This is a genomic window from Methanocaldococcus sp. (assembly GCF_024490875.1).
Lineage (GTDB): Archaea > AGJL01 > Methanococci > Methanococcales > Methanocaldococcaceae > Methanocaldococcus.
In genome coordinates, this window is sequence record NZ_JACCLX010000015.1 from 1 (window position 1) to 21066 (window position 21066).

Sequence of the window (21066 nt, forward strand, 5' to 3'; positions counted from 1 at the left end):
ATAATGCCACCTCTTTATGGTGGTTCAATATAGCCCGTTAATATTGGCTCCGCCCATAGAGGGCATCATCGCCAACTATTTTTAATTTTTTTATAGGTAACTTTAACATATTTTTTAATATTTAATTATAATTGTAAAAACTCATATATATTACTATTTCAAACTAAATAGTAAAGTATATAATTAGCCAATTAAGATTTTTAATAACTATAAAATAACTAAAACTTTACAAAAGTAAAATTCATTTTAGAATTAAACCTAATATAAATCATGGAAATTTTTTGTAAATCTGTTTTCTGTGTAATACTCTATAAAAAATAATCTTCCCATTTTCATATTTAAAACCAATTCTATAATCCCCTATTCTAATTCTGTAGTAATTCTCTGCCCCTTTTAACTTTTTTACATCTGGAATTTCAGATAAACTATTTTTATTGGGAATTTCTTCAAAAACTAATTTTTTAATCTTTATTTGTATATTTTTAGGTAGATTTTTTAAATCTTTAATAAAAGATTTTTTAAAATATACTTTCATAATTTCACTATTCTAATAACTTTTTAGCCGTTTCTAAATCAATTTCTTCCTCATCTTCTACCTCTTCCATAGCCTTTAAAAGTCCATAATCTAATAATAATTCTTCAATTTTTTTAAATATCTTATAATCTACTATAACTCCTTTAATATTTCCTTTCTCATCTGTAATATATGATTGAACAATGCCCATTTTAACCACCAAATAATTATTTATTATTAATTATTTATTATTGTTAATTATTATTTTATGTTAATAAATAATTTGCTATTTTTGGATTGATATAAACCTCTACAAAAGCGACTATAGATTTTTAGCTTTTGATTTATTTCATCTCCTTTGTAGTTTTTTGAAAAATCGTTTATAAATATAAAACCAAATATAAGATTGTTAATATTATAGACAAGTTAATTTTTAAAACATGTATCATTATATCTCATAAGAGATATTATCAAAACAATAGTAGGTATAATAAAAATCCAAGAATTAAAATTTGTGCTATTGATTATAATATAGAATACAAGAAACATATATGTTGAATTATACCACATTAAACGATCATTTTTATTTTTAAATACTTTGAATTGCATAATATATTCTAAAAATATTGAACAAATTAATAATCCAATAGTCATACATGTAGATCTTATCAAAGTGTTATATATGTGCATATACAAATATTCACAAAATGACAATACTAACAATATAATAAAACTACTAAAAATGACCCACAGAAAAATATTTCCTGAAGAATTATTTTTATACATAAAACCACTCACCTTAAAACTGTTCTCTATAAAGCAATGAATAATAGATAAGTTGAATTATATATAAAATGTGATTTCAAAATTTTTTAGTATCTTTTTTTAATTATTAAAGGTTTTAAGTTAGTAATGATTAAAAAGGGGATGAGTTTATGAAGACAATACTTAATGAATTTAATAACTTACTTATGGAGAAGTTTGGCTTTTCGCTAAGGACTTATCAAGAGTATGTGATTAAAGACATTATTAATTCTGTTTCACAAGGAAATAACTTTATTGTCGTTTCTATGCCTACTGGTAGCGGTAAAACACTAATTGAAATTTTTACGGCATATTATGCCCTTAAAACTTCTAAATCACGTATTTTAGTACTCGAACCCACCAGATTTTTATGTGATCAAATGTATTCTAAGTTATGGAGCAAACTTTTTGATAATATCGTTGGGAAAGAATATGAAGGAAATTGTTCCAGTTTTTTAGATGCAAATAAAAAAATCGTTATATCAACCCCTCAAACAGCCTTAAAATGTGCAACTGCCATAAAGGAGGAGTTTAATGTTGTAATTATAAATGAAATTCACCATGCATTTGGAGGAAAGCATTATAGAGATCTGTTAGTAAAATTGAATCCTAACTTTGTATTTGGTTTTACAGCATTACTTCCAAGTAAAAAAAGATATTCTTTAGATACTAGAGTGCAATCATTATTAGGAGAACCTACCATTTTAAATTATGATTTTAAGAAGTTGTCTGAAATAGATCCTTCATTTCAACCTCCAAAAGCCATTGCAGACTTATTTGATGCTGAAATGAATGAAATTGAAGAAACTGTATATAATAATTTTTTCTGTGGGAATATTCCAGGGGACCCAAGAGCAATTAAATTCCTCGAAAATACATTAGTTCGTTATGGTAAAAGAGCATTTTGTGAAAGTCTAAAAAGAGCAATAGTAAAAAATAGAATACTAGAATATGATTCTGACTCTGCAAAATTATGTAATTCAAATGAACCCTCTCATAAAGCTAGAGCATTATGTGAAATATTTTTAGTATATGATGTTAAAAACAATGATTCTCTAAAGCCTATTATAGTGTTTACGTCACGTAAGGCTACGGCTTATGAATTTAAGGAAGTTATAGTAAGGTCTATTGGTTTATCTACTCATAAAGTTGAAGTATTAACAAGTGATATGAGTAAAGAGGAGAGATTGAATTTAATGAAAAGGGCTAAAGAGGGGCATGTTGATGTTATCATTTCTACACTGGTTGGTGAGGAGGGTGTAGATATTCCAGAAGCTGGCTTGCTTATAATGAGTGATACTCCAAAAAGTCCTTTGAGATTTTACCAACGATTAGGTCGCCTTATTAGACTGGCAAGTCCAAAGAAAATAAAATATTTAGTCCTTACTCTAACACCAAAAACAAGAGAGTATGGGGATGTGGAAGAAGCATTATGGAATTTGTATAGTGAGGGAGTAGATGTAAATTATATTATATATAATTTAAATGAAAAGGGGCCTGAATTGAGAATATTGGATATATTGGATAAATTCTCAAATATTTACAATGATGTTGCTATTCCTTATACTCTTATAACCCTTGGTAGAGTAATAAGTGACCCAATAACTTATCTTTTGAATATCGCTAAAAGTGATGAAAATTTTATAGAAGATCTCAAAAATATGGGTTTTAATATAGAATCTGATAAAGATCTTAGTAATTTATTTTTTTTAATACTTACCAGTCCTTGGTTACGAGGTTATGTAGAAATAAAAAGAATATTAAAAAATCTTGATAAACAAATAAATAAGGGTAGTTTTAGTGAAGTATTAGATAAAGCCATCTATAATAACCACGTATTTTATATTTATGATGTAGAACTACTATCTGACTTTATATTTAAAGAATTGAAAAGATTATATGATGATAGTAAATCAGAAGGAATAACATACTGTGAAAATGCATTTTTTAGGTTAGATAGAAAGTCAATATTAAAATTGTTTATGAAGATATTTCCATTTAAACTACTTGATAATATTAAAGAGAGACTTAAAGATTTAGTTCATACATTAGAAGAAAACCTTAAAAATTTCAAAGAAAATAAGTATTATTCTCTACGCATAGATTATGGAAGATATAATGACAAAAATAAATCACTTTCATCAAAAATTATCATATCTGTAAGTGTAGATGTTAGGATATATTTAGAGGCTCATATAAATTATTACAATATTTCTATAAAAAATGAAGAGACATATAAGAAAATTAGAGAGCTAATAACACTTAATCTACTTGCAATAGGTTATAGAAGTATAGAGAAATTCTTTGAACTTTATGAGGAAACTACTTCTTAATACTGCTGGGATATATATGAAAATGGGTAAGATTTACTAAAAACAATTTATTATTTCAATTTTAGTAGATACTTTTTTACAACAATATTTTTATAATGTTTGCTTATATCTATTTTTTCATTATCTCTGATTATTATGAAAAATTTCATTATTATTGCACACCTGATTACTATATAATATAAAATACAATACTATATTGTAGTGTTTTGAAAAGTTATTTATGAGTATAAGTTTAAAAAAGTTCAATAGTAGAAGTGTTCTCTCAAACAACAGGCTCAGATACTAAGGCAACTAAAATTACAGTTCCGAAAACTTTTAATACACTATCCTTTAATATATTATTAATGCTACCTCTTTATGGTGGTTAGAGTAGCCCATTAATATGGCTCCGCCCATAGAAGGCATCATCGCCAACTATTTTTAATTTTCTTCGCTAACTATTTTTTTAATTTTTTTACACCTAACTTTAATATATTTTTTATCCATATCATTTTTTATAATTGCAATTACAGTTCCGAAAATTTTTAATATAAGACCTTTTAATATATCCATAATGCTCACCCTTCTATGGTGGTTAGAGTAGCCTATATTATTTCACTCCGCTTCTGAAATTATTTTTTTATAGAAACTAACTTTAATTTAATAGCATTTTTATCTATATTATTTTTATATAATTATAACTCTAACATATATATATTACTACCTTAAATTAAATAGTAAAGTATATATAGTTAAAATTTTGAGAACTGTAAAATAGTTAAAACTTTACAAAGGTAAAGTAATTTATAAAATATTTACAATTATTTTAATAATGATAACTTGATCTTCAATACTTTTAATCAACTTTTAAAGATTTTGATAACTCTTCATCTTCAACATTGTAGTGACTTACAAATTTTCACAAATATCTACTTTCGTATATAACTATATTGATCCCTTAAATTCATCTAATACTGTCGTTTATCTAAAACATTGTGTATTATTGTTATGCAATGATTAGCATGTAACTCTAATGGTGACAGAGATATTTTTTTAGCTTTAATCTTATCTAAAAATTTCTCATCTTCTTCTCCAATTCCTATATGATCACCAATTACAAAAACAGGATTTTTTATATCAACATTTTCAACATCTTCCCCATTTTTATGTAAATAATAAATATTCTTCCCCTCATTAATCTTTTCTAATATCAAGTCTCTAAATTCTAATTTCTTTACATAAATTCCGGGTGTTGATAAAATCCAATCATTTCTTTGATCTTCATCAGATTCTTCAAATTTTTTTAGAGCCTTTTTTATAAATATGGCTATATTTCTTTCATCTGGAGAAACCTTTTTTAATTCACTACCAACAAATTTTAAACATACTGGTGGATTGGGTTGTCCATATAATACAGAATAAAAAATTACATCCCTCCTTATATCATGAGATAAAAAGAAGGCATCACTAACACATCTACACAATAAATCTAACCTTCCACAACTTCCCGGCAAATCTTTTAAATTTATGTTTGAGGATGTTATTGTTTTATTTGCCTTAAATATAAATTCTCTCATAATCTACCCCTTTTTAATCTTTCTGGAATTGGACTTCTTGGAATGTTGTGATAAAGTTCTAAGGCAATATTTACAATATTAACGCATCTATCTCCAAATCTTTCAATGTCTTTTAAAAACATACCAAATTGAACATAAAAGTTTAAGTCCTCTTTTTTGTTTTGTAGAACTTTGTTTAATAATTCTTCAAGATTTTCATGTAGTTTTTCTTCAAGTTTATAAATTTTAGTTTCTTTCTTTTTATTTATAACAACATCGACTGCCTCAATTAGCATTTCTTTAAGAATGTTAAAAATTCTCTCAATGTCATTTTCAATATTTTCATCTAATCTAAGACCATGAATAATTTCTTCAGCAATGTTTGCTATATAATCCCCTAACCTTTCAAGATTTGATGCAATACTGGCAAATGCATTTATATAATTTCTTGGCAAGTATTTTAGTGCATTCATACTTAAAAGCATCCTAATTTCTTCTTCCATTTTGTTTAATTCATAATCTTTAATAATAATATCTTCTGCCAATTTTTTATCGTTATTTTTTAAGGCGTTATATACTAAATTTAGGTTATCTAAGAGCGTATCTCTCATCTTTTCTAATGTAGTTTTTATCTCTTTCATTAGTAATATTATGTATTCATCAAATTCTAAGTTTAATTTATGCAATTTACTCATATCAACAACATAAGGATGTTTTACAATTTTTTCTTCAATTAGTGGCTTTAAAAGTTTAGCAACATATCTCCTACTAATTCCAAGTTTTTCAGCAATCTCATCTTGTGTTTCAGGCTCATCTTCAATAATTACCCTTATGATTCCTGCTAATGTAGCCTCTTTACCTCTTAACATATTATCACATAATTTCATATTTTATGTAATTAAATACCTTTGTTGTATATTAAAATCTAAACTATATAAAATTTGTCTAAAATAAGATCACAAAAAATAACAAAGAGTAAAATAAATAACCTTTATCCATTGAAATTAACCATAGACGAGGCAAAATAAGGATTAGCAACTGGGTGATTGTGTAAATAACCAGCTAAAACCCTTCCATTAAAAATTCCATCTAAATTGTTTATTATTCCTCTACCTCTTAATATTCTATATGCAAATCTCTCCTCTTTTATATTAACCAATTTTGAGTAATGGAACTCATGCCCTTTAAATGTTAATCCTTTCCTTCCTATTAAGCAATTTTCTAAGAACTCTGCTTTAACATAACTTAATCCTTGAACTTTCTTATCCATTATAGATGAGCAGTTTAATAAACCAACCATAGGAGTATTGTTAATAGATTTAGTTAAATACATCAAACCCCCACACTCTCCATATATATAGCCGTCAAATTCTCTAATACTTTCAATCATCTCTTTATTGTTGCTTAACTCCTCTTTAAAAATCTCTGGATATCCTCCTCCAATGTATAAAATATCTGCATCTGGAACTTCACAATCTTTTAATGGACTAAAAAATTCTATTTTTGCCTTATTTTCTTTTAAAGCATCAAAAATGTCCCAATAATAAAAATTAAATACTTCATCATAAGCAACACCTATTTTTTTATAATTTTCATTAATCTCCCACAAGAAAACATCATCTATATATTCATAATCTTCATCTGCAATTTCAACAATCTTTTCCAAATCTAAATATTCTTCAACTAAATTTCCCCAAGTCTCTATTTTTTTATTAATTTCTTCTAAGTTTTCTGGTGTAGGAACTAAACCTAAATGCCTACCTTCCACTTTAAAATTTTCATTTCTTGGAATAAAGCCAACTATTTCCACATCTGGGAGATAATATTGCATTGCCTCTTTTAATTTCTTAATATGTTTTTCACTTCTAACGAAATTAAAAATCACTCCTCTAATTTTTACATTATCAAAGTTTATGAAACCTTTTATTATTGCTATTGCACTTCTCGTTAAACTCTTTGCATTGACTATAAGAATTATAGGACTATCTAAAGCCTTAGCTATACTCGCAGTGCTTCCTATATCGTCTATAGGAGATAATCCCTCATATAATCCTCTAACACCTTCAATTATACTTATATCCTTATTTTTTGAATGTTTTTGAAAAAGATATTTTATTTGCTCATTATTCATAAAAAAAGAATCTAAATTCCTTGATTTATTTCCAGTGGCTATATTATGATAAGTTGGGTCAATATAATCTGGACCAACTTTATACCCTTGAACATTATACTTTTTAGACAACGCCTTCATAATTCCAGTAGATATAACTGTTTTCCCTACTTCACTTGATGTTCCAGCAATAACTACTCTCTTCATAAATATCTCCTATTTTTTGGTTAATTTCTAATATTACTTATTAAAGGTTTAATAAAATATAATATATTTAAATTAAACCAAGATTTTTCATAGAGAGATAGAGTTTTTTCTTACAGTTGGAACAAAACTCCTCTTCTTTATAGTCAGTATCATATAGAGAATTTGAGAAGTGCATAACACACTTAGGATTAGGACAGTGAGATAAACCAAAAACATGACCCATTTCGTGAGTAACTTCTTTTCTAACTCTTGAGAGGAATAGTTTTTCATTATCTGAATATAACCTTGCGTAAGAGACTATACACCCTCTAAATGGATAAGCAATTCCAAATACAAAGTTAAGCCCATTAGAATAGAGGTCATAGGGAGTTATTGCAACAGCAAAGAGAGCATCAGAAGGTTTATTAATAAGGACATTTTCAAGTTGTATGTCTGCAAGTAGTTGATAATCTCTTGAACCTCTAACATCTGGAGGAATTTTTCCTTCAAAACGAGGTAGTAGTTTAAACTTTTCTCTTATAACTTTTTCAGTTTCTTTCTTAACAGAGGGAATTAAATCTCCAACAGAAAAGATAGAACAGACAGACATAATAATCTCCACTTTATATTTTGTTTGTCAAATCTTTTATTATGTATATAATTATGAGGTCTATAAAGGTTTTTGTTGTAAATCTAAAAATAGATTTATATATTTCCTTTCAATATGTTCTCTCAATTTTATAGGATTTAATCCATTAACTATGCTATATACTCCTATTCCTCCAGCTCCCACGCCTTCCTTTACAGAACCTTTGCAGTAATTTCTTAAACCTTCAATTTTTGAATTTTCAAAATAAAATTTAGATGCCAATATAGGAATATCCCAAATTTGCTCAACTATCCCTCTTAAATCCCCTTTTTTGTCATTTAAAACAAATTCTGTTGTTCCTATTGCTACTAAATTCTTTTTTAAAATTTCTTTGTTGATTTCTTTTATAACTGCAAGAACAGCACTCATCTGAGTTCCACCAGATAATATAACTGGCTTTTTTCTTTCAGCGAAACTTATTGCTAAACCAGCAACAACAGGCATCATCTTATCTCCTACTGCATTTAAAACATCAAAAACAGATGAATTTTTATTTATATTTGCTTTTTTTAATCCCTTTTTTACAACTTCTATTTTTAACTCGTGTGGATTATTTACAGAGCCAGAACTAACTTTTCCCTCTGCCTCATAGCCTAAACCTAACAAAACACCCAAGGCAGTTGTTGTCCCCCCAGGAACGCATTCTCCTACAATTAAAATATCCGCCTCCAAATTTTTTCCTAATAGATAACCTTTTTTAAATAATTCCTTGGAGTTGTTCATTGCTTTACCTTCTTCTATTTTTCCCGTTGGTTTATAGTCAATTTCAATAAATGGAATTTTTGGCTTTATAAAGGCTCCAGCATCTATGTGTAAGTTTTTTATATTTTTTAATTCAACACAACTTCTCGTAATAATTGCTGGCGTAGGAGAGCCTGTTGAATCTATTGGAGGAGTTTTTAAACTTAAAGATTTTCCACAGAAAACAAGTTCCACATCCGCCGCTGGGGTATATTTAATAACATCTCTATGAACGCCAGATATTGGAATATATGTTGTAGTTTCAATAGATGAAATTACGCAAGTAAATAATGGCTTTTTTCCTTTAATTTTATCTAAAAATCCATTTTCATTTATTGTTATTATATCCATACTTATATCCCTCATTTTATTTTATATCTTTAATCCTCTCTTTTTTAACTCTTCATAAACTTCTTCTGGAACTTCTGGTTTTTCTAATAATTTTTTACCTTTTTCTTTTGATAACAAACCTAATCTAACGAGTGTTGCTATTCTATCAATCTCAAAACTAAACCCATATTTTTCAAAAAATCTATTTAGTGCCAATCCTAAAACTAAACAGTTTGTAGTATAACCACCCAAATTTGGCTTTTTCCAAGGAAGATCTTTTAGCATTTTGTATTTTTCCTCCTCTTTAAATTTGTATGGGGTTAATAATCTTATCATCTTTATGCCCTCTTTCATATCTCTTATTGCCGAGTGCCCAAAAGGCAGTTCGTGACCAGTTACTATATATTTTATATTCAATAGTTTGGCAAATCTCCAAACTTCTCTTAATATTAATCTTGAACATCTTCTGCAAGGACTCTCTCCTCTTTTTATCACATCCTCAAATAAATCTGTAAAGTCTCTATTTAATATAATCAAATCTACATTGTAATGTTTAGTTACATTTAAGGCATTTTCTATTGCTTCGTTGGCAATATATTTATTATCAACCATAACACACAATGGATTTAATTTAAACTTCTCAACTAATAATTTTAGAGATAAAACACTATCTTTTCCCCCTGAAAATGCTAAAATACAATGATATTTTTTATTTTCTTTTTTTAAATTGTATAAAATATTTTCAACTTCTTCCTTCATCTTTTCAAAATTTGGAGGATACTTTAACATTGTTAAGCAATCTATACAAATCTTTTTACCATTATAGTCAATAATTTTTTTTGTTTTTGATGTATGAACACAGATAGAACATTCCATATTATCACGGATAATATTTTATATTTGATTAACTTAAAAAACTTTGGTTATAGTCAAATGAAGTTATCAAATAAGGGGAGATGAATGTTCTATAAGTTGTTGTTTGAATCGTTGTGGTATATTCTTCCAGCGTATGTGGCTAATGCATCAGCGTGTGTATTTGGAGGAGGCACACCAGTAGATTTAGGGAAAAATTTTATTGATGGCAAAAGGTTAATAGGAGATGGTGTAACATATAGAGGTTGCATTTTTGGAATTCTCTGTGGAACATTGGTTGGCTTAATACAGGGAATTTTGGTAGATTTTAATATTTTTGGAAGTTTGGATTTTTATGGCACTGTTTTAGACCATGTTATATTGGCATTCTTTTTATCTACTGGGGCAATTGTTGGAGATGCTGTGGGAAGTTTTATAAAAAGGAGATTAAATATTGAGAGAGGAAGACCAGCCCCTCTATTAGATCAACTTGATTTTGTCATTGGAGCAATTGCCTTTGGTTATATTTTAGCACCAATACCTTATGAAATGATAATAACAATTTGTTTAATTACTTTATTTGTTCATCTACTTGGAAATATAATTGCCTATAAATTGGGAATTAAAGATATTTGGTGGTAAAATATGATAACCATAGATATTGAATTAAAAGATAAACCAGGAGAGTTGTTAAAAGTTTTAACACCAATATCAAAGTATGGAGCTAATATAATAAGTGTGATTCATTCAAGAGAAGATAAGAGAGGAGGAAAGGTTCCTGTTAGAATAGTTATTGACATTGAAGATTATGAAAAATTAAAAAAAATTTTAGAAGATTTAGAAAAAGAAGGAGCAATAATTAAAAAAATTGATGGAAAGGATAAAAAAGTTTATTTAGATGTCGTAGTTATTGGGCACGTTGTAGATACAGATATAAAAGATACAATAGATAGAATAAACGAAATTGGACTCGTAGAGGATTTAGATTTAATTATGCCACATCCAGATAAGGAATCTTCGGCAATTATGAGGATTATAATAGACAAAGATAAAATAAATGAACTTTTTTATTTATTTGATAAATTGGAAAAAGAAAAAAATTTGTTTTTTATAAAATCTATACTCTAATTTTATTACTTGGTGAGACAATGGACATTATCATAATTGGATTTGGAGCAATAGGTAAAGGAGTTGCTAAAGTTTTATATGAAAAGAGGGAATATTTAAAGGAAAACTTTGAGGAGTTTAAAGTTGTAGCAATAACAGACAGTTCTGGAGCGGCAATTGACGAGAATGGTTTAAATTTAAAAAAGGCAATTGATGTTAAAGAAAAAACAGGAAAAATTATAAATTATCCAGAAAAAGGTAGAGAGATGAGTTCAATAGACGTTATAAGAAATGTTGATGCCGATGTAGTTGTTGAAGTAACACCCTCAAACTTAGAGACAGGAGAACCTGCTAAAACCCACATATTAGAGAGTTTTAAAAATAAAAAACATGTTGTGACAGCAAATAAAGGACCTTTGGCTTTATTTTATAAAGAGTTAATTGAGGCGGCAAAAAAATACAATGTTATTTTTAGACACGAGGCATCAGTTGGAGGAGCAATGCCTATAATAAACTTAGCAAAAGAAACATTAGCAGGAAATGAAATTTTATCAATAAGAGGAATTTTAAATGGAACTACTAACTATATATTAACAAAAATGGAAAAAGAAGGATTAGACTTTGAAACTATTTTAAAAGAGGCTAAAGAATTGGGGATAGCTGAAACTGATCCTACTCAAGACATTGAAGGTTTAGATACCGCAGCAAAGATAGTTATTTTAGCAAACTCAATTATGGGAATGAATAAAACTATAAAAGATGTAAAAGTTAAAGGAATTAGCAGAATAACACCAGAGGCAATATTCTTAGCAAATAAAAGAGGCTATACAATAAAACTTATTGGTCAAATTAAAGATAAGCACTTAATTGTCGAGCCAATGCTTATACCAATTGATAGCCCACTAAATGTTAAAGGAACTTTAAATGTGGCTATGTTTGAAACAGATTTGGCAAAAGAGGTTGTAGTTGTTGGGAGAGGAGCAGGGCCAATAGAGACAGCATCAGCTATTTTAAGCGATTTAATCCATATTTATCAGATAACAAGAAGGTAGATTTTTACTTTTGATTAAAAAAGAAAATATTATTTAATATTACTATTTTGAGGGTTTGAATATGGCATAAATTCAACAGTTCCTCTCTGTCTAACTGGCTGTTTATACAACTCCATCAATGCATAAACTTCCTCTGGGACATTTGTATCTACATCCAAACCAAGTTTTTTTGCCTCTTCTACTGTGATTGGATAATCATGAGTCCATCTACCCTCAGTTAGTATCCTTGATAATTTTTTAGCCTTTTCTTCTCCATACTTATCTTTTAATAAATTATATATAAAATTTTGAACTTGATTTATTGCTTTTTTAGCAATATCTGCTAATATTAATGTTTGATCATCTACTTTTTCAACACCTTTCTGCTCAACAGTTTTAACAATACTTGGAGCAGGATACTGGCCAAGTTGTGGATCTACTGGACCTAAAACTGCATTTTCGTCCATAATTATTTTATCTGCCGCTAAGGCTATTAAAGTTCCTCCACTCATCGCATAGTGAGGAACTATAACCCTCGTTTCTGCTGGATGGGATTTTAAAGCCTTTGCTATTTGTGTAGCCGCTAAAACTAAACCCCCAGGAGTGTGTATAATTAAATCAATCGGTTTATCTTTTGGAGCAGACCTTATAGCTCTCAAAATCTCTTCACTATCTTCTATTGATATAAACCTGTATATTGGTATTCCAAAGAATCCTATACTTTCTTGTCTATGTATTAATGTAATTACCGTTGAATTTCTTTTATCTGAAATCTCTTTAAGGAGTCTTAACCTTGCAAGTTGTAATTGTTTATACTGTATTTGCGGTGCCATAAGTATATAAAAAAACAATAGCCACCAGATTAAACTAAAAAATCCTCCAACAATATCCATTATGTTCCCCTCATATTAAATATTCTTTTTATCCATTTATCTAATACCGCTAAAAAATTATCGTTTTTATCATATATATTTTTTGTTATGCTGTTATCTTCTAAATTAACTTCTGGAATATCTATATTTAAATCAACATTAAGTGCATTTTTGCAAAAACTTTCATAGTCAATCTCTATCTCTGGAATAAGCCCTCTACTTTCATTAGATACTTTTCCTACTCCATAAAGTTTTATGTTATACTTTTCTGCCAACTCTTTTAACTTATTAAAGATATTCCAATCATACACCTTATTCAAAATAATTCCTTCTACTTTTATTCCAATATCTTTAAGTAGATTATAATAAGAGATTGCCTCAATAAATGCTCCTTCAATTCCACTTAAATTACAGGAACTTATAATATAAACAGAAAATCCAAGTTTTTTAGCAATTTGGTAAGAAGATAGATTTTTAAATGCGGCAGTAAAAGCTCCCATAACTCCTTCAACAATTATATATTTATACTCTGAATTTTTTACATATTCTAAAAATTCATTTACCTTAACCCAACCCCTCTCACCAATTTTTATGCTGTTGTATTTTGTCATCTTTTCTCTTAACAAATAAAGAGGAGGAACTATATCTCTAACATCTCCTCCAATTTTAGCTACAAAAACCTTTCCGTCTAATTTTCCAGATATTGCAGTAGTTATAAATGTTTTTCCACTGTTTGATGATGTAGATAATAATATAATTCCATATTTTTTGTTCTTATCTTTTGATTTATCCTCTTTATGATATAACTTAGGATTTATTCTATATTTTAATGCTCTCTTTTTTAATTCCTCTTTTATTATCTTATTTTTTGTAAAAATTTCTTCCTTCTCATCTTCCTCAACATTCAAATGCTTTAAAAAATTGTCTCTAATAAATTCATTGTCTAAAAAGTTATGGGCCATAGTTCCAAAGACCTTTCCTTTAAAAGCCCCAGAAATTATATTTTTTTCCTCATTTATCTTATAATTTAACTTTTTAACATTTGATATTGTTAAAATTTTTGTCTCTTTATCAACTATTTTTATATCTCCATATGTGTGACAGTGAAAACCTTCTCCAACTCCCTCCCCAAAGATAGATTTTTTTAATTCAAATTTAACTCTATCAGTGCAAACCAATGGATAAAATTCTACATCTAACAACCCTAAACCTTCTCTAAAAATAGGAATAGTGCTTTTTCTACCAACATCTACTTTTTTTGATAATATTTGAAAGCCACTGCATATTCCTATAATGTATCCATCAAAATTGACTATTTCTTTCTTTAACTCATTAGTTAATGAATTACTCTCTATTAAACTACCTCCCGGAATTATCAAAACTTCTAAATCTTTAATTTCTTTGTAATTTTTTTCATCAATAATTTTTGTAGGTAAGTTACCAAAATCTTCAAATAGTGGCAAAGAACCTTTTATATCCAAAATTCCAATTTCCATTATTTATCACCTATAAAAAATGTTCAAAGGGAAACAGATGGAAACTTTTAAAAAGATAATCTTAGGGATTTTTATTATAATTTTGCTCATAGTTATTGAGTCAGTAATATTAATGATTTGCGAAGGATGGGACTTTTTTACAGCATTTTATACAGCAGTTGTGACAATATCAACAGTTGGTTATGGAGATTATACTCCAAAAACATTTATTGGAAAGTTGTCCATAATTGTATTCATATTTGCTGGTGTCGGGGCAGTAGCCTATACGATGAGTAACATTGCTGAGTTTCTTATAGAAGGACATTTTAAAAAATATTACAGGTCGAAAAAGATGTCTGATAAACTTAAAAAACTTCAAAATCATTATATAATTTGTGGTTATGGAAGATTGGGAAGGGTTGTAGCATATGAGTTAAAAAAATCAGGAATTCCTTTTGTTGTTATTGATAAAGATGAGAAATTATTGCAAGAGGCTATTGAAAAAGATCCAAGTCTTATATGTATCGTTGGAGATGCAACATCTGATGACATATTAAAAAAGGCAGGGATTGATAGGGCTAAGGGTTTAATATCAGTAGTAACCTCCGACGCTGAAAATGTATTTATCACCTTATCAGCAAAAAAATTAAATCCAAATATTTACATAGTTGCAAAAGCAGATGATCAATCAACCTTAGATAAATTAATAAAAGCGGGGGCAGATAGGGCTGTATGTCCTTATATAGTTGGAGGTTTGGAAATTGCAAAAATAGCCATTAATCCAGATGTTGTTGAATTTATCCATTCATTAGTGGCTTCACAGGAAGATATAGAAATTAGAAGATTTGTTATAAAAAATTATGAACTTGACAATAAATCAATAAAGGATTCAAAAATTAGAGAAAAGACAGGGGCTACAATTTTAGCTATTAAAAAAGGAAATAAGATGATTACAAGTCCAACGCCTAACACAATAATTAACGTTGGAGATATTATATATGCATTTGGAACTAAAGAACAACTTGAAAAATTAAGAAAGTATGTTGAAGGAGATTAAATAAGTATAACAATAGTATAAATTAAACAAAGTTATAGATTAAATTAAAATTAAATTAAAATTTTTAAAAATTATAAAAATTAAGGTAGGTGAGAGTTTGATATTAATAAAAGATGTTTATGTAAATGGAAAAAGGCAGGATATATTAATTGAAGGAAACAAAATAAAAAAGATTGGAAAAGTTAAAAAAGATGAAGTTGAAGATGTTGAAATTATTGATGGAAAGAAAAAAATAGCAATTCCTGGTTTGATAAATACTCACACCCATATACCAATGACATTGTTTAGGGGAGTTGCTGATGATCTTCCACTAATGGAGTGGTTAAACAATTATATATGGCCAATGGAAGCAAAACTTAACGAAAAAATCGTTTATTGGGGAACATTATTAGGATGTATAGAGATGATTAAAAGCGGAACTACTACATTTAATGATATGTATTTTTACTTAGAGGGGATATCTAAGGCAGTAGATGAAAGTGGAATGAGGGCTGTTTTAGCCTATGGAATGATTGACTTGTTTGATGAAGAAAGAAGAGAAAAAGAGTTAAAAAACGTTGAAAAATACATTAAATATATAAATGAATTAAATAACAGTAGAATAATTCCAGCTTTAGGCCCACATGCCCCATATACTTGCTCCAAAGAATTATTAATGAAAGTTAATGAATTGGCTAAAAAATATAATGTTATGATACACATTCATATGAATGAGACATTAGATGAGATTAAAACAGTTAAAGAGAAAACAGGAATGGAGCCATTTATTTATTTAAATTCATTTGGGTTTTTTGATGATGTAAATGTTGTTGCCGCCCATTGTGTCCATTTAACAGATGAAGAGATAAGAATAATTAAAGAAAAAAATATAAATGTATCTCATAATCCTATTAGTAACTTAAAGTTAGCCTCTGGAATAGCCCCAATACCTAAACTTTTAAAAGAAGGGATAAATGTTACATTGGGAACTGATGGCTGTGGAAGTAACAATAATTTAAATTTATTTGAGGAGATAAAAATAACTGCTATTTTACATAAAGGAGTTAATTTAAATCCTACTGTAATTAAGGCAGAGACTGCTTTTAATTTTGCTACAAAAAATGGGGCTAAGGCGTTGAATATAAAATCTGGAAAAATAAAAGAGGGTTATTTGGCTGATATAGTTTTAATAAATATGGATAAACCATTCCTATATCCAAAAGAAAATATTATGTCTCACTTAGTTTATGCATTCAATGGCTTTGTGGATGATGTTATCATAGATGGAAAAATAGTAATGAGAGAGGGTAAAATATTAACTGTTGATGAAGAAAAAGTATATGAAAAGGCTGAGGAAATGTATGAGATTTTAAGAAGTTAATCTCTAAACTCATTTAATAATTTTATTAATAACAGTTTATTGACAATTTTTATATTTTTTAAAATAATTCCTCCTTTTGCTTCATATCCTACAATTAAAACATCTTCACCATTATATTTTAAAACAAATGTTTTTTTATTTTTTACCAATGTATCGGCAATTTTTGAAACCTTAGACATTAAGTCGTTAATATTTTTAATATTTGATAAAATATTTGAAACTGATATATTTTCTTTTTTATCAATCTGCATAGCGCTCATTAACTCCTTTATTGTTTTTACATTAAAAATATCTAAAACAATAAAATTTTTATCAACAGTTAAAGAAAAGATATTTTTGAATATTATTTTTAAATTTCCTTCTTTTATTAAATTCTGAAATAAAAATAGATAATTTATTTTATCGAGCAAAATCTCACTAATTATATTTTTATTCTTTTTTCTCTTTTTTTAAAGGAATGATTTTTAAGCCAACCTCTCCATTAATCGTGAAATTGTCAAATACAATTCTTACCTCGCTACCACTGCCCTCTAATATCTTAGTAATTTTATTAATATCTATATTAAGTTTAGGTAATTTTTCTTTAACTTCTTCAACGAGTTTTAAAATTTCTTCTACCTTTTCTTTAGAAATTACTTCTTTTTTATCTTTTAAACTATTTAAAAAATTAGTAATTTTATCTATTTTTTCAGCGATTTCTTTAGGAACTTCAATTTTTATTTCTTTAACTTCTTTTTCTTCTGCCATTTTTATCCCCCACAATTTTTTGTTAATTTTATTTTCGATATAATCTTTGGAGAATCTAATATTTAAAGGTTTTCATTTTTTATATTTTTGTTAATGGTTTCTTTAAACTCTTCAATGGTTTTATTATAATCTATATTGTTTAATTTTTTTAATTTCTTTAAAAATTCTTTCCTTAAATTTACAATGTCTTTAATTTTATCTCTACTAATTTTACCAGATTTTATGTATTCACTTATGATTTTTCTCGTTTTTTTGTCAATTTCATCAAATATATTATTATTTTTAAGTTTGTTTTCTTCAACTTCTTCATATTTTGGAATTTCTTTGCTTTTTTCAATTAATTTTTTAGCAATATCCTCTAAATCAAAGTTTTTTGTTGTATCTATTGTTAAAAATGGTTCATCCCACTTATATTTTTTACCCGGCTCGTCAAACTTTTCATACATTTTTTTAATAACTTCATTTGGTATCTTTTCTCCTCTCTCAACATTTCTTTTAATTAATATATTAAGGGGTGCTTTTAAGTAAATTATAGCATAGTTTTTATTGTATTTTTTTGCTAAATTTATTAAATCTCGCCTCATTGAGTTGTAATAGTTTGTATCATCAACTATAACCCAGTATTTTTTTAATGCCTCATCTATTAATAACTGGGTTGTTCTTTTAATAAATTCCTCATACTGTTCTTTCCACTTTGGAAAACTCTCTCTAACTAAATCACTTCCTAAAACAATAACATCAATATTATACTTACTTAAAATTTTTGCTAAATTTTTTGAAAATGTAGATTTCCCCACACTAGGCAATCCTACTAAAATTATTAACATATTCTCCCTTAGTCTTTGTAGTTTATATTCTAAATTTAGTAATATTATTTTTATGAATTTTATAGTAAATAAATAATATTTACTCTCGGGATTTGTTAATATTATATAATAAAAAAATTTTGTTTTTTATTATAGTAATATTATAATTTTAAAATTTTTCATATTATTATAATATTTTTTTGTCATTTATATGATTTTATAATATTGAATTGAAAATTTACCGGGGGTCAGTATTATTTTTAAAAGTATGCAAGTATATAAACCTATGAATTTAAGGTATAATAAAGGATTTTTTATCCTTCTTTTATTCTAAAAATATTATAACTACATCAGAAAATTTAAATTTATAATATCTATTTGTAATATAATTTTTATAAATTTTCATAATAAATCATATTCAGCAAGAAAATTTTTCGAGGTTCAATAATATTAAATCTTAAAAAATTTTAAATTTTTATTATAATAATATTATGATTTTGATATTTTTCATATTACTATAATATTTTTTAGATATTTATATGATTTTGTAATATTCAGATAGAGATTTTCCCGGGAGTCAGTATTACTCTTAAAAAGTATGCGAATATGGAGATTTGTAGATTTAGTGTATAATAAAGGATATTCTGCCTTTCTTTTATGCCAAAAAGAATATAGATAAATTAAAAAATTTGGATTTATATAGTGTATTCGTAATATTATTTTTGCAAATTTTCATATTTTTATAATATTTACTCTCGGAACTTGATAATATTTTATAATAAAAATTTTCTATTTTTTATTATACTCTATTACGATTTTAGAATTTATCATATTACTATAATATTTTTTTGTTATTTTTATGATTTTGTAATATCCAGATCAAGAATTTCTCGGGGTTCGTTATTACTCTTAAAAAAGATGTGAATATAGAAATTTGTAAATATTTTATACTATTAAAAAATAAAAAATTTAAATACATTTATCCCCTTTGGGGCGTGATTTTATACCCATAGGGCTCCGCCCTATTGTTATACGCCGCATAGAGGGATACCCTCTATTGCTATACTCCCTATGCATTGCTTCTTAAAAGAAGCAATGCCTCTTTTTAACTTTCCCCTTTGGGGCTTGATTTTAGACAGGCATTTCTAAAAGTCCTCCCCTCCTCCGTGAGAGAGCTTTCCATCCCTTTGAGGCCTGATTTTAAACAAATTATAAAGAAAAAATAGAAAAGGTGAGATGATGACTTTCCATCCCTTTGGGGCATGATTTTAGACAGGACACAATTTGAAGAGATAAACTTTTAAAATTACTTTATTATTCTCCTATAATAGGGGGTTAGGGTTCGGAGAGTCAATTACCCTTAGTTATTTATATACCTCCGAACTTATATATAAATTTTTCTATTTTGATTTATTTGCTTAAAATCCTTTAAATTTTTAATATTAACCTAACTATCAGGGAAAATTGAAGATAAAAACAATTAAATAAAATCACTCAAAAATCTAAATAATTTAATAAAATCAAATATTAAAATTCATTAAAATAAAAGACCCTTCGAAATTTGATAAAAATTTTTAAAATTCAATAATCTCAAATTAAACTCCTCTAAATTAAAAAATAAAAATTTTTAGCGAGAGAGGTGATAATGAATAAAAATACAAACTAATGGGGGAGTATCTCAATAGAGGGGTAAAGCCCTCTATGGTTAATCATACTCTCTCCAAGTATGACCACATTTTTTACACTTGTAGAATCTTGTTTCTGGCTCATCAGCACATCTTGTCTGTTGTAGCCACCAATATGCCTCATTATGCCCACATTTTGGACATTCAATTCTTGTAGTTGGTAATGTATCTAAACTTTTTCCTTCAATAACTGTAATTTTTACTTTTTTACTTTCTAAGTGTTCTTTATATTCATATTCTTTACTTCTACTCTCAGTAGATTCTTCCTCATATCCACAAACAGCACATTTTAATTTTCCATTTTTTGGTAACATTAAATTATTACACTTTGGGCAAAACTTTACCATCTTTCCACCTCATATAATCTTCAATTATTTTTTTATGATCAAAAGCCAATTTTGGTAAATTATTTATATCAAAAAATTTTGCTTCTTTTGCGTCATCTCCTGCTTTTAATTCTCCTCTCATAATATTTAATATAAAGACAATTGAAATAACGTGTCCTCTTGGGTCTCTATCTGGGGAGGAATAAACTCCCAATAAACTTTTTACTTTTGTTATTAAGCCAGTCTCTTCATAAACTTCTCTAACAATGGCATTTTCAACTGTTTCTCCACATTCGACAAATCCTCCTGGCAAAGCAAAACAATTCTTAAATGGATTATTTTTTCTTCTTATTAATAGAATTTTATTGTCTTTTTCAACAATTCCATCAACTGCAACACTCGGATGGAGATGTAACTTATATTTTTTTAAATCTCTCTTTTTTATAATTTTTTTAGAAAATCTTTTACCAAATAAATTTAAACTAATTATTTTCCCACATATACAGAAGCATTTTTTATTCATATTCTCACATTCTATTAAAGATA

22 protein-coding genes are annotated in these 21066 nt (G+C 27.2%); 6 read left to right on the forward strand and 16 right to left on the reverse strand.

The features are described from left to right. Nucleotides 1–268 precede the first annotated feature (268 nt). Nucleotides 269–535, reverse strand: a complete 267-nt coding sequence (locus HZY31_RS02700; protein ID WP_297317934.1) for a type II toxin-antitoxin system RelE family toxin — start codon at nt 533–535, stop codon at nt 269–271. Between the two features lie 7 nt (nt 536–542). Beyond that, the gene (locus HZY31_RS02705; RefSeq protein ID WP_214399278.1) at nt 543–725 is read right to left on the reverse strand and encodes an antitoxin; all 183 of its coding nucleotides are present in this window, start codon (nt 723–725) and stop codon (nt 543–545) included. A 724-nt stretch (nt 726–1449) separates the two neighbouring features. Here HZY31_RS02705 and HZY31_RS02710 point away from each other — a divergent pair. Further along, complete coding sequence (locus tag HZY31_RS02710) at nt 1450–3651, forward strand: DEAD/DEAH box helicase (RefSeq protein ID WP_297317935.1); 2202 nt, start codon at nt 1450–1452, stop codon at nt 3649–3651. 420 nt (nt 3652–4071) lie between these two features. Here the strand turns inward: HZY31_RS02710 and HZY31_RS02715 are convergent, their stop codons facing one another. The 7 genes from HZY31_RS02715 to HZY31_RS02745 form a co-directional block, all read right to left on the reverse strand. Next, nucleotides 4072–4203, reverse strand: coding sequence for a hypothetical protein (locus HZY31_RS02715; protein ID WP_297317936.1), 132 nt, complete (start codon nt 4201–4203; stop codon nt 4072–4074). Between the two features lie 395 nt (nt 4204–4598). Further along, nucleotides 4599–5207, reverse strand: coding sequence for a tRNA (pseudouridine(54)-N(1))-methyltransferase TrmY (gene trmY / locus HZY31_RS02720; protein ID WP_297317937.1), 609 nt, complete (start codon nt 5205–5207; stop codon nt 4599–4601). After that, nucleotides 5204–6055, reverse strand: coding sequence for a phosphate signaling complex PhoU family protein (locus HZY31_RS02725; RefSeq protein ID WP_297317938.1), 852 nt, complete (start codon nt 6053–6055; stop codon nt 5204–5206). Before HZY31_RS02725 ends, trmY begins: the two co-directional genes overlap by 4 nt. A gap of 122 nt (nt 6056–6177) precedes the next feature. After that, nucleotides 6178–7503, reverse strand: coding sequence for a Ni-sirohydrochlorin a,c-diamide synthase (gene cfbB / locus HZY31_RS02730; RefSeq protein WP_297317939.1), 1326 nt, complete (start codon nt 7501–7503; stop codon nt 6178–6180). 67 nt (nt 7504–7570) lie between these two features. Beyond that, on the reverse strand, nt 7571–8092 hold the full coding sequence (locus HZY31_RS02735) for an archaemetzincin family Zn-dependent metalloprotease (RefSeq protein WP_297317940.1): 522 nt from the start codon (nt 8090–8092) through the stop codon (nt 7571–7573). Between the two features lie 60 nt (nt 8093–8152). Next, nucleotides 8153–9223, reverse strand: a complete 1071-nt coding sequence (gene cobT, locus HZY31_RS02740) for a nicotinate mononucleotide-dependent phosphoribosyltransferase CobT (protein WP_297317941.1) — start codon at nt 9221–9223, stop codon at nt 8153–8155. Between the two features lie 21 nt (nt 9224–9244). Next, nucleotides 9245–10078: a phosphoadenosine phosphosulfate reductase domain-containing protein gene (locus HZY31_RS02745; RefSeq protein WP_297317942.1), complete on the reverse strand. Its 834-nt coding sequence runs from the start codon at nt 10076–10078 to the stop codon at nt 9245–9247. Between the two features lie 84 nt (nt 10079–10162). Here HZY31_RS02745 and HZY31_RS02750 point away from each other — a divergent pair, with 84 nt between their 5' ends. Genes HZY31_RS02750 through HZY31_RS02760 form a run of 3 tightly spaced genes read left to right on the forward strand, consistent with a single transcriptional unit; the run spans nt 10163 to nt 12213 of the window. Next, on the forward strand, nt 10163–10696 hold the full coding sequence (locus HZY31_RS02750) for a CDP-2,3-bis-(O-geranylgeranyl)-sn-glycerol synthase (RefSeq protein WP_297317943.1): 534 nt from the start codon (nt 10163–10165) through the stop codon (nt 10694–10696). A gap of 3 nt (nt 10697–10699) precedes the next feature. After that, nucleotides 10700–11182, forward strand: a complete 483-nt coding sequence (locus tag HZY31_RS02755; RefSeq protein WP_297317944.1) for an ACT domain-containing protein — start codon at nt 10700–10702, stop codon at nt 11180–11182. A 20-nt stretch (nt 11183–11202) separates the two neighbouring features. Next, nucleotides 11203–12213, forward strand: coding sequence for a homoserine dehydrogenase (locus HZY31_RS02760; RefSeq protein ID WP_297317945.1), 1011 nt, complete (start codon nt 11203–11205; stop codon nt 12211–12213). Between the two features lie 29 nt (nt 12214–12242). On the opposite strand, the gene HZY31_RS02765 is transcribed toward HZY31_RS02760, so the two are convergent. Both HZY31_RS02765 and HZY31_RS02770 read right to left on the reverse strand, forming a co-directional pair. Further along, nucleotides 12243–13085, reverse strand: a complete 843-nt coding sequence (locus tag HZY31_RS02765; protein WP_297317946.1) for an SDH family Clp fold serine proteinase — start codon at nt 13083–13085, stop codon at nt 12243–12245. Then, the gene (locus tag HZY31_RS02770; RefSeq protein WP_297317947.1) at nt 13085–14560 is read right to left on the reverse strand and encodes a nucleotide-binding protein; all 1476 of its coding nucleotides are present in this window, start codon (nt 14558–14560) and stop codon (nt 13085–13087) included. The genes HZY31_RS02765 and HZY31_RS02770 overlap by 1 nt, the downstream gene beginning before the upstream one ends. 37 nt (nt 14561–14597) lie before the next feature. On the opposite strand from HZY31_RS02770, the gene HZY31_RS02775 reads away from it, so the two are divergent. Then, nucleotides 14598–15596, forward strand: coding sequence for a potassium channel family protein (locus HZY31_RS02775; protein WP_297317948.1), 999 nt, complete (start codon nt 14598–14600; stop codon nt 15594–15596). Nucleotides 15597–15693: 97 nt separating this feature from the next. Beyond that, nucleotides 15694–16956 (forward strand): multifunctional 5'-deoxyadenosine/S-adenosyl-L-homocysteine/5'-methylthioadenosine deaminase, encoded by a 1263-nt coding sequence (dadD, locus tag HZY31_RS02780; protein WP_297317949.1) that lies wholly within the window; start codon nt 15694–15696, stop codon nt 16954–16956. Here dadD and HZY31_RS02785 read toward each other — a convergent pair. The 5 genes from HZY31_RS02785 to HZY31_RS02805 form a co-directional block, all read right to left on the reverse strand. Further along, the gene (locus HZY31_RS02785) at nt 16953–17366 is read right to left on the reverse strand and encodes a hypothetical protein (RefSeq protein WP_297317950.1); all 414 of its coding nucleotides are present in this window, start codon (nt 17364–17366) and stop codon (nt 16953–16955) included. The two genes, dadD and HZY31_RS02785, sit on opposite strands and share 4 nt — an antisense overlap. A 19-nt stretch (nt 17367–17385) precedes the next feature. Continuing rightward, complete coding sequence (locus HZY31_RS02790; RefSeq protein ID WP_297317951.1) at nt 17386–17703, reverse strand: hypothetical protein; 318 nt, start codon at nt 17701–17703, stop codon at nt 17386–17388. A 62-nt stretch (nt 17704–17765) separates the two neighbouring features. After that, entirely contained in the window at nt 17766–18530 is a 765-nt protein-coding gene (pstK, locus tag HZY31_RS02795; protein WP_297317952.1) for an L-seryl-tRNA(Sec) kinase, read from the reverse strand. 1684 nt (nt 18531–20214) lie between these two features. Next, nucleotides 20215–20541 carry a transcription factor S gene (locus HZY31_RS02800; RefSeq protein ID WP_297317953.1) on the reverse strand — a complete coding sequence of 109 codons (327 nt, stop codon included), beginning with the start codon at nt 20539–20541 and terminating at the stop codon, nt 20215–20217. Next, nucleotides 20516–21043 carry an NUDIX hydrolase gene (locus HZY31_RS02805; protein ID WP_297317954.1) on the reverse strand — a complete coding sequence of 176 codons (528 nt, stop codon included), beginning with the start codon at nt 21041–21043 and terminating at the stop codon, nt 20516–20518. The genes HZY31_RS02800 and HZY31_RS02805 overlap by 26 nt, the downstream gene beginning before the upstream one ends. Nucleotides 21044–21066: the final 23 nt, after the last annotated feature.

Excerpts from the sequence above, each read along its gene's own strand:
- HZY31_RS02700 (WP_297317934.1), bottom strand. The coding sequence starts at position 535 with ATGAAAGTATATTTTAAAAAATCTTTTATTAAAGATTTAAAAAATCTA.
- HZY31_RS02705 (WP_214399278.1), bottom strand. The coding sequence starts at position 725 with ATGGGCATTGTTCAATCATATATTACAGATGAGAAAGGAAATATTAAA.
- HZY31_RS02710 (WP_297317935.1), top strand. The coding sequence starts at position 1,450 with ATGAAGACAATACTTAATGAATTTAATAACTTACTTATGGAGAAGTTT.
- HZY31_RS02715 (WP_297317936.1), bottom strand. The coding sequence starts at position 4,203 with ATGGATATATTAAAAGGTCTTATATTAAAAATTTTCGGAACTGTAATT.
- trmY (WP_297317937.1), bottom strand. The coding sequence starts at position 5,207 with ATGAGAGAATTTATATTTAAGGCAAATAAAACAATAACATCCTCAAAC.
- HZY31_RS02725 (WP_297317938.1), bottom strand. The coding sequence starts at position 6,055 with ATGTTAAGAGGTAAAGAGGCTACATTAGCAGGAATCATAAGGGTAATT.
- cfbB (WP_297317939.1), bottom strand. The coding sequence starts at position 7,503 with ATGAAGAGAGTAGTTATTGCTGGAACATCAAGTGAAGTAGGGAAAACA.
- HZY31_RS02735 (WP_297317940.1), bottom strand. The coding sequence starts at position 8,092 with ATGTCTGTCTGTTCTATCTTTTCTGTTGGAGATTTAATTCCCTCTGTT.
- cobT (WP_297317941.1), bottom strand. The coding sequence starts at position 9,223 with ATGGATATAATAACAATAAATGAAAATGGATTTTTAGATAAAATTAAA.
- HZY31_RS02745 (WP_297317942.1), bottom strand. The coding sequence starts at position 10,078 with ATGGAATGTTCTATCTGTGTTCATACATCAAAAACAAAAAAAATTATT.
- HZY31_RS02750 (WP_297317943.1), top strand. The coding sequence starts at position 10,163 with ATGTTCTATAAGTTGTTGTTTGAATCGTTGTGGTATATTCTTCCAGCG.
- HZY31_RS02755 (WP_297317944.1), top strand. The coding sequence starts at position 10,700 with ATGATAACCATAGATATTGAATTAAAAGATAAACCAGGAGAGTTGTTA.
- HZY31_RS02760 (WP_297317945.1), top strand. The coding sequence starts at position 11,203 with ATGGACATTATCATAATTGGATTTGGAGCAATAGGTAAAGGAGTTGCT.
- HZY31_RS02765 (WP_297317946.1), bottom strand. The coding sequence starts at position 13,085 with ATGGATATTGTTGGAGGATTTTTTAGTTTAATCTGGTGGCTATTGTTT.
- HZY31_RS02770 (WP_297317947.1), bottom strand. The coding sequence starts at position 14,560 with ATGGAAATTGGAATTTTGGATATAAAAGGTTCTTTGCCACTATTTGAA.
- HZY31_RS02775 (WP_297317948.1), top strand. The coding sequence starts at position 14,598 with ATGGAAACTTTTAAAAAGATAATCTTAGGGATTTTTATTATAATTTTG.
- HZY31_RS02790 (WP_297317951.1), bottom strand. The coding sequence starts at position 17,703 with ATGGCAGAAGAAAAAGAAGTTAAAGAAATAAAAATTGAAGTTCCTAAA.
- pstK (WP_297317952.1), bottom strand. The coding sequence starts at position 18,530 with ATGTTAATAATTTTAGTAGGATTGCCTAGTGTGGGGAAATCTACATTT.
- HZY31_RS02800 (WP_297317953.1), bottom strand. The coding sequence starts at position 20,541 with ATGGTAAAGTTTTGCCCAAAGTGTAATAATTTAATGTTACCAAAAAAT.
- HZY31_RS02805 (WP_297317954.1), bottom strand. The coding sequence starts at position 21,043 with ATGAATAAAAAATGCTTCTGTATATGTGGGAAAATAATTAGTTTAAAT.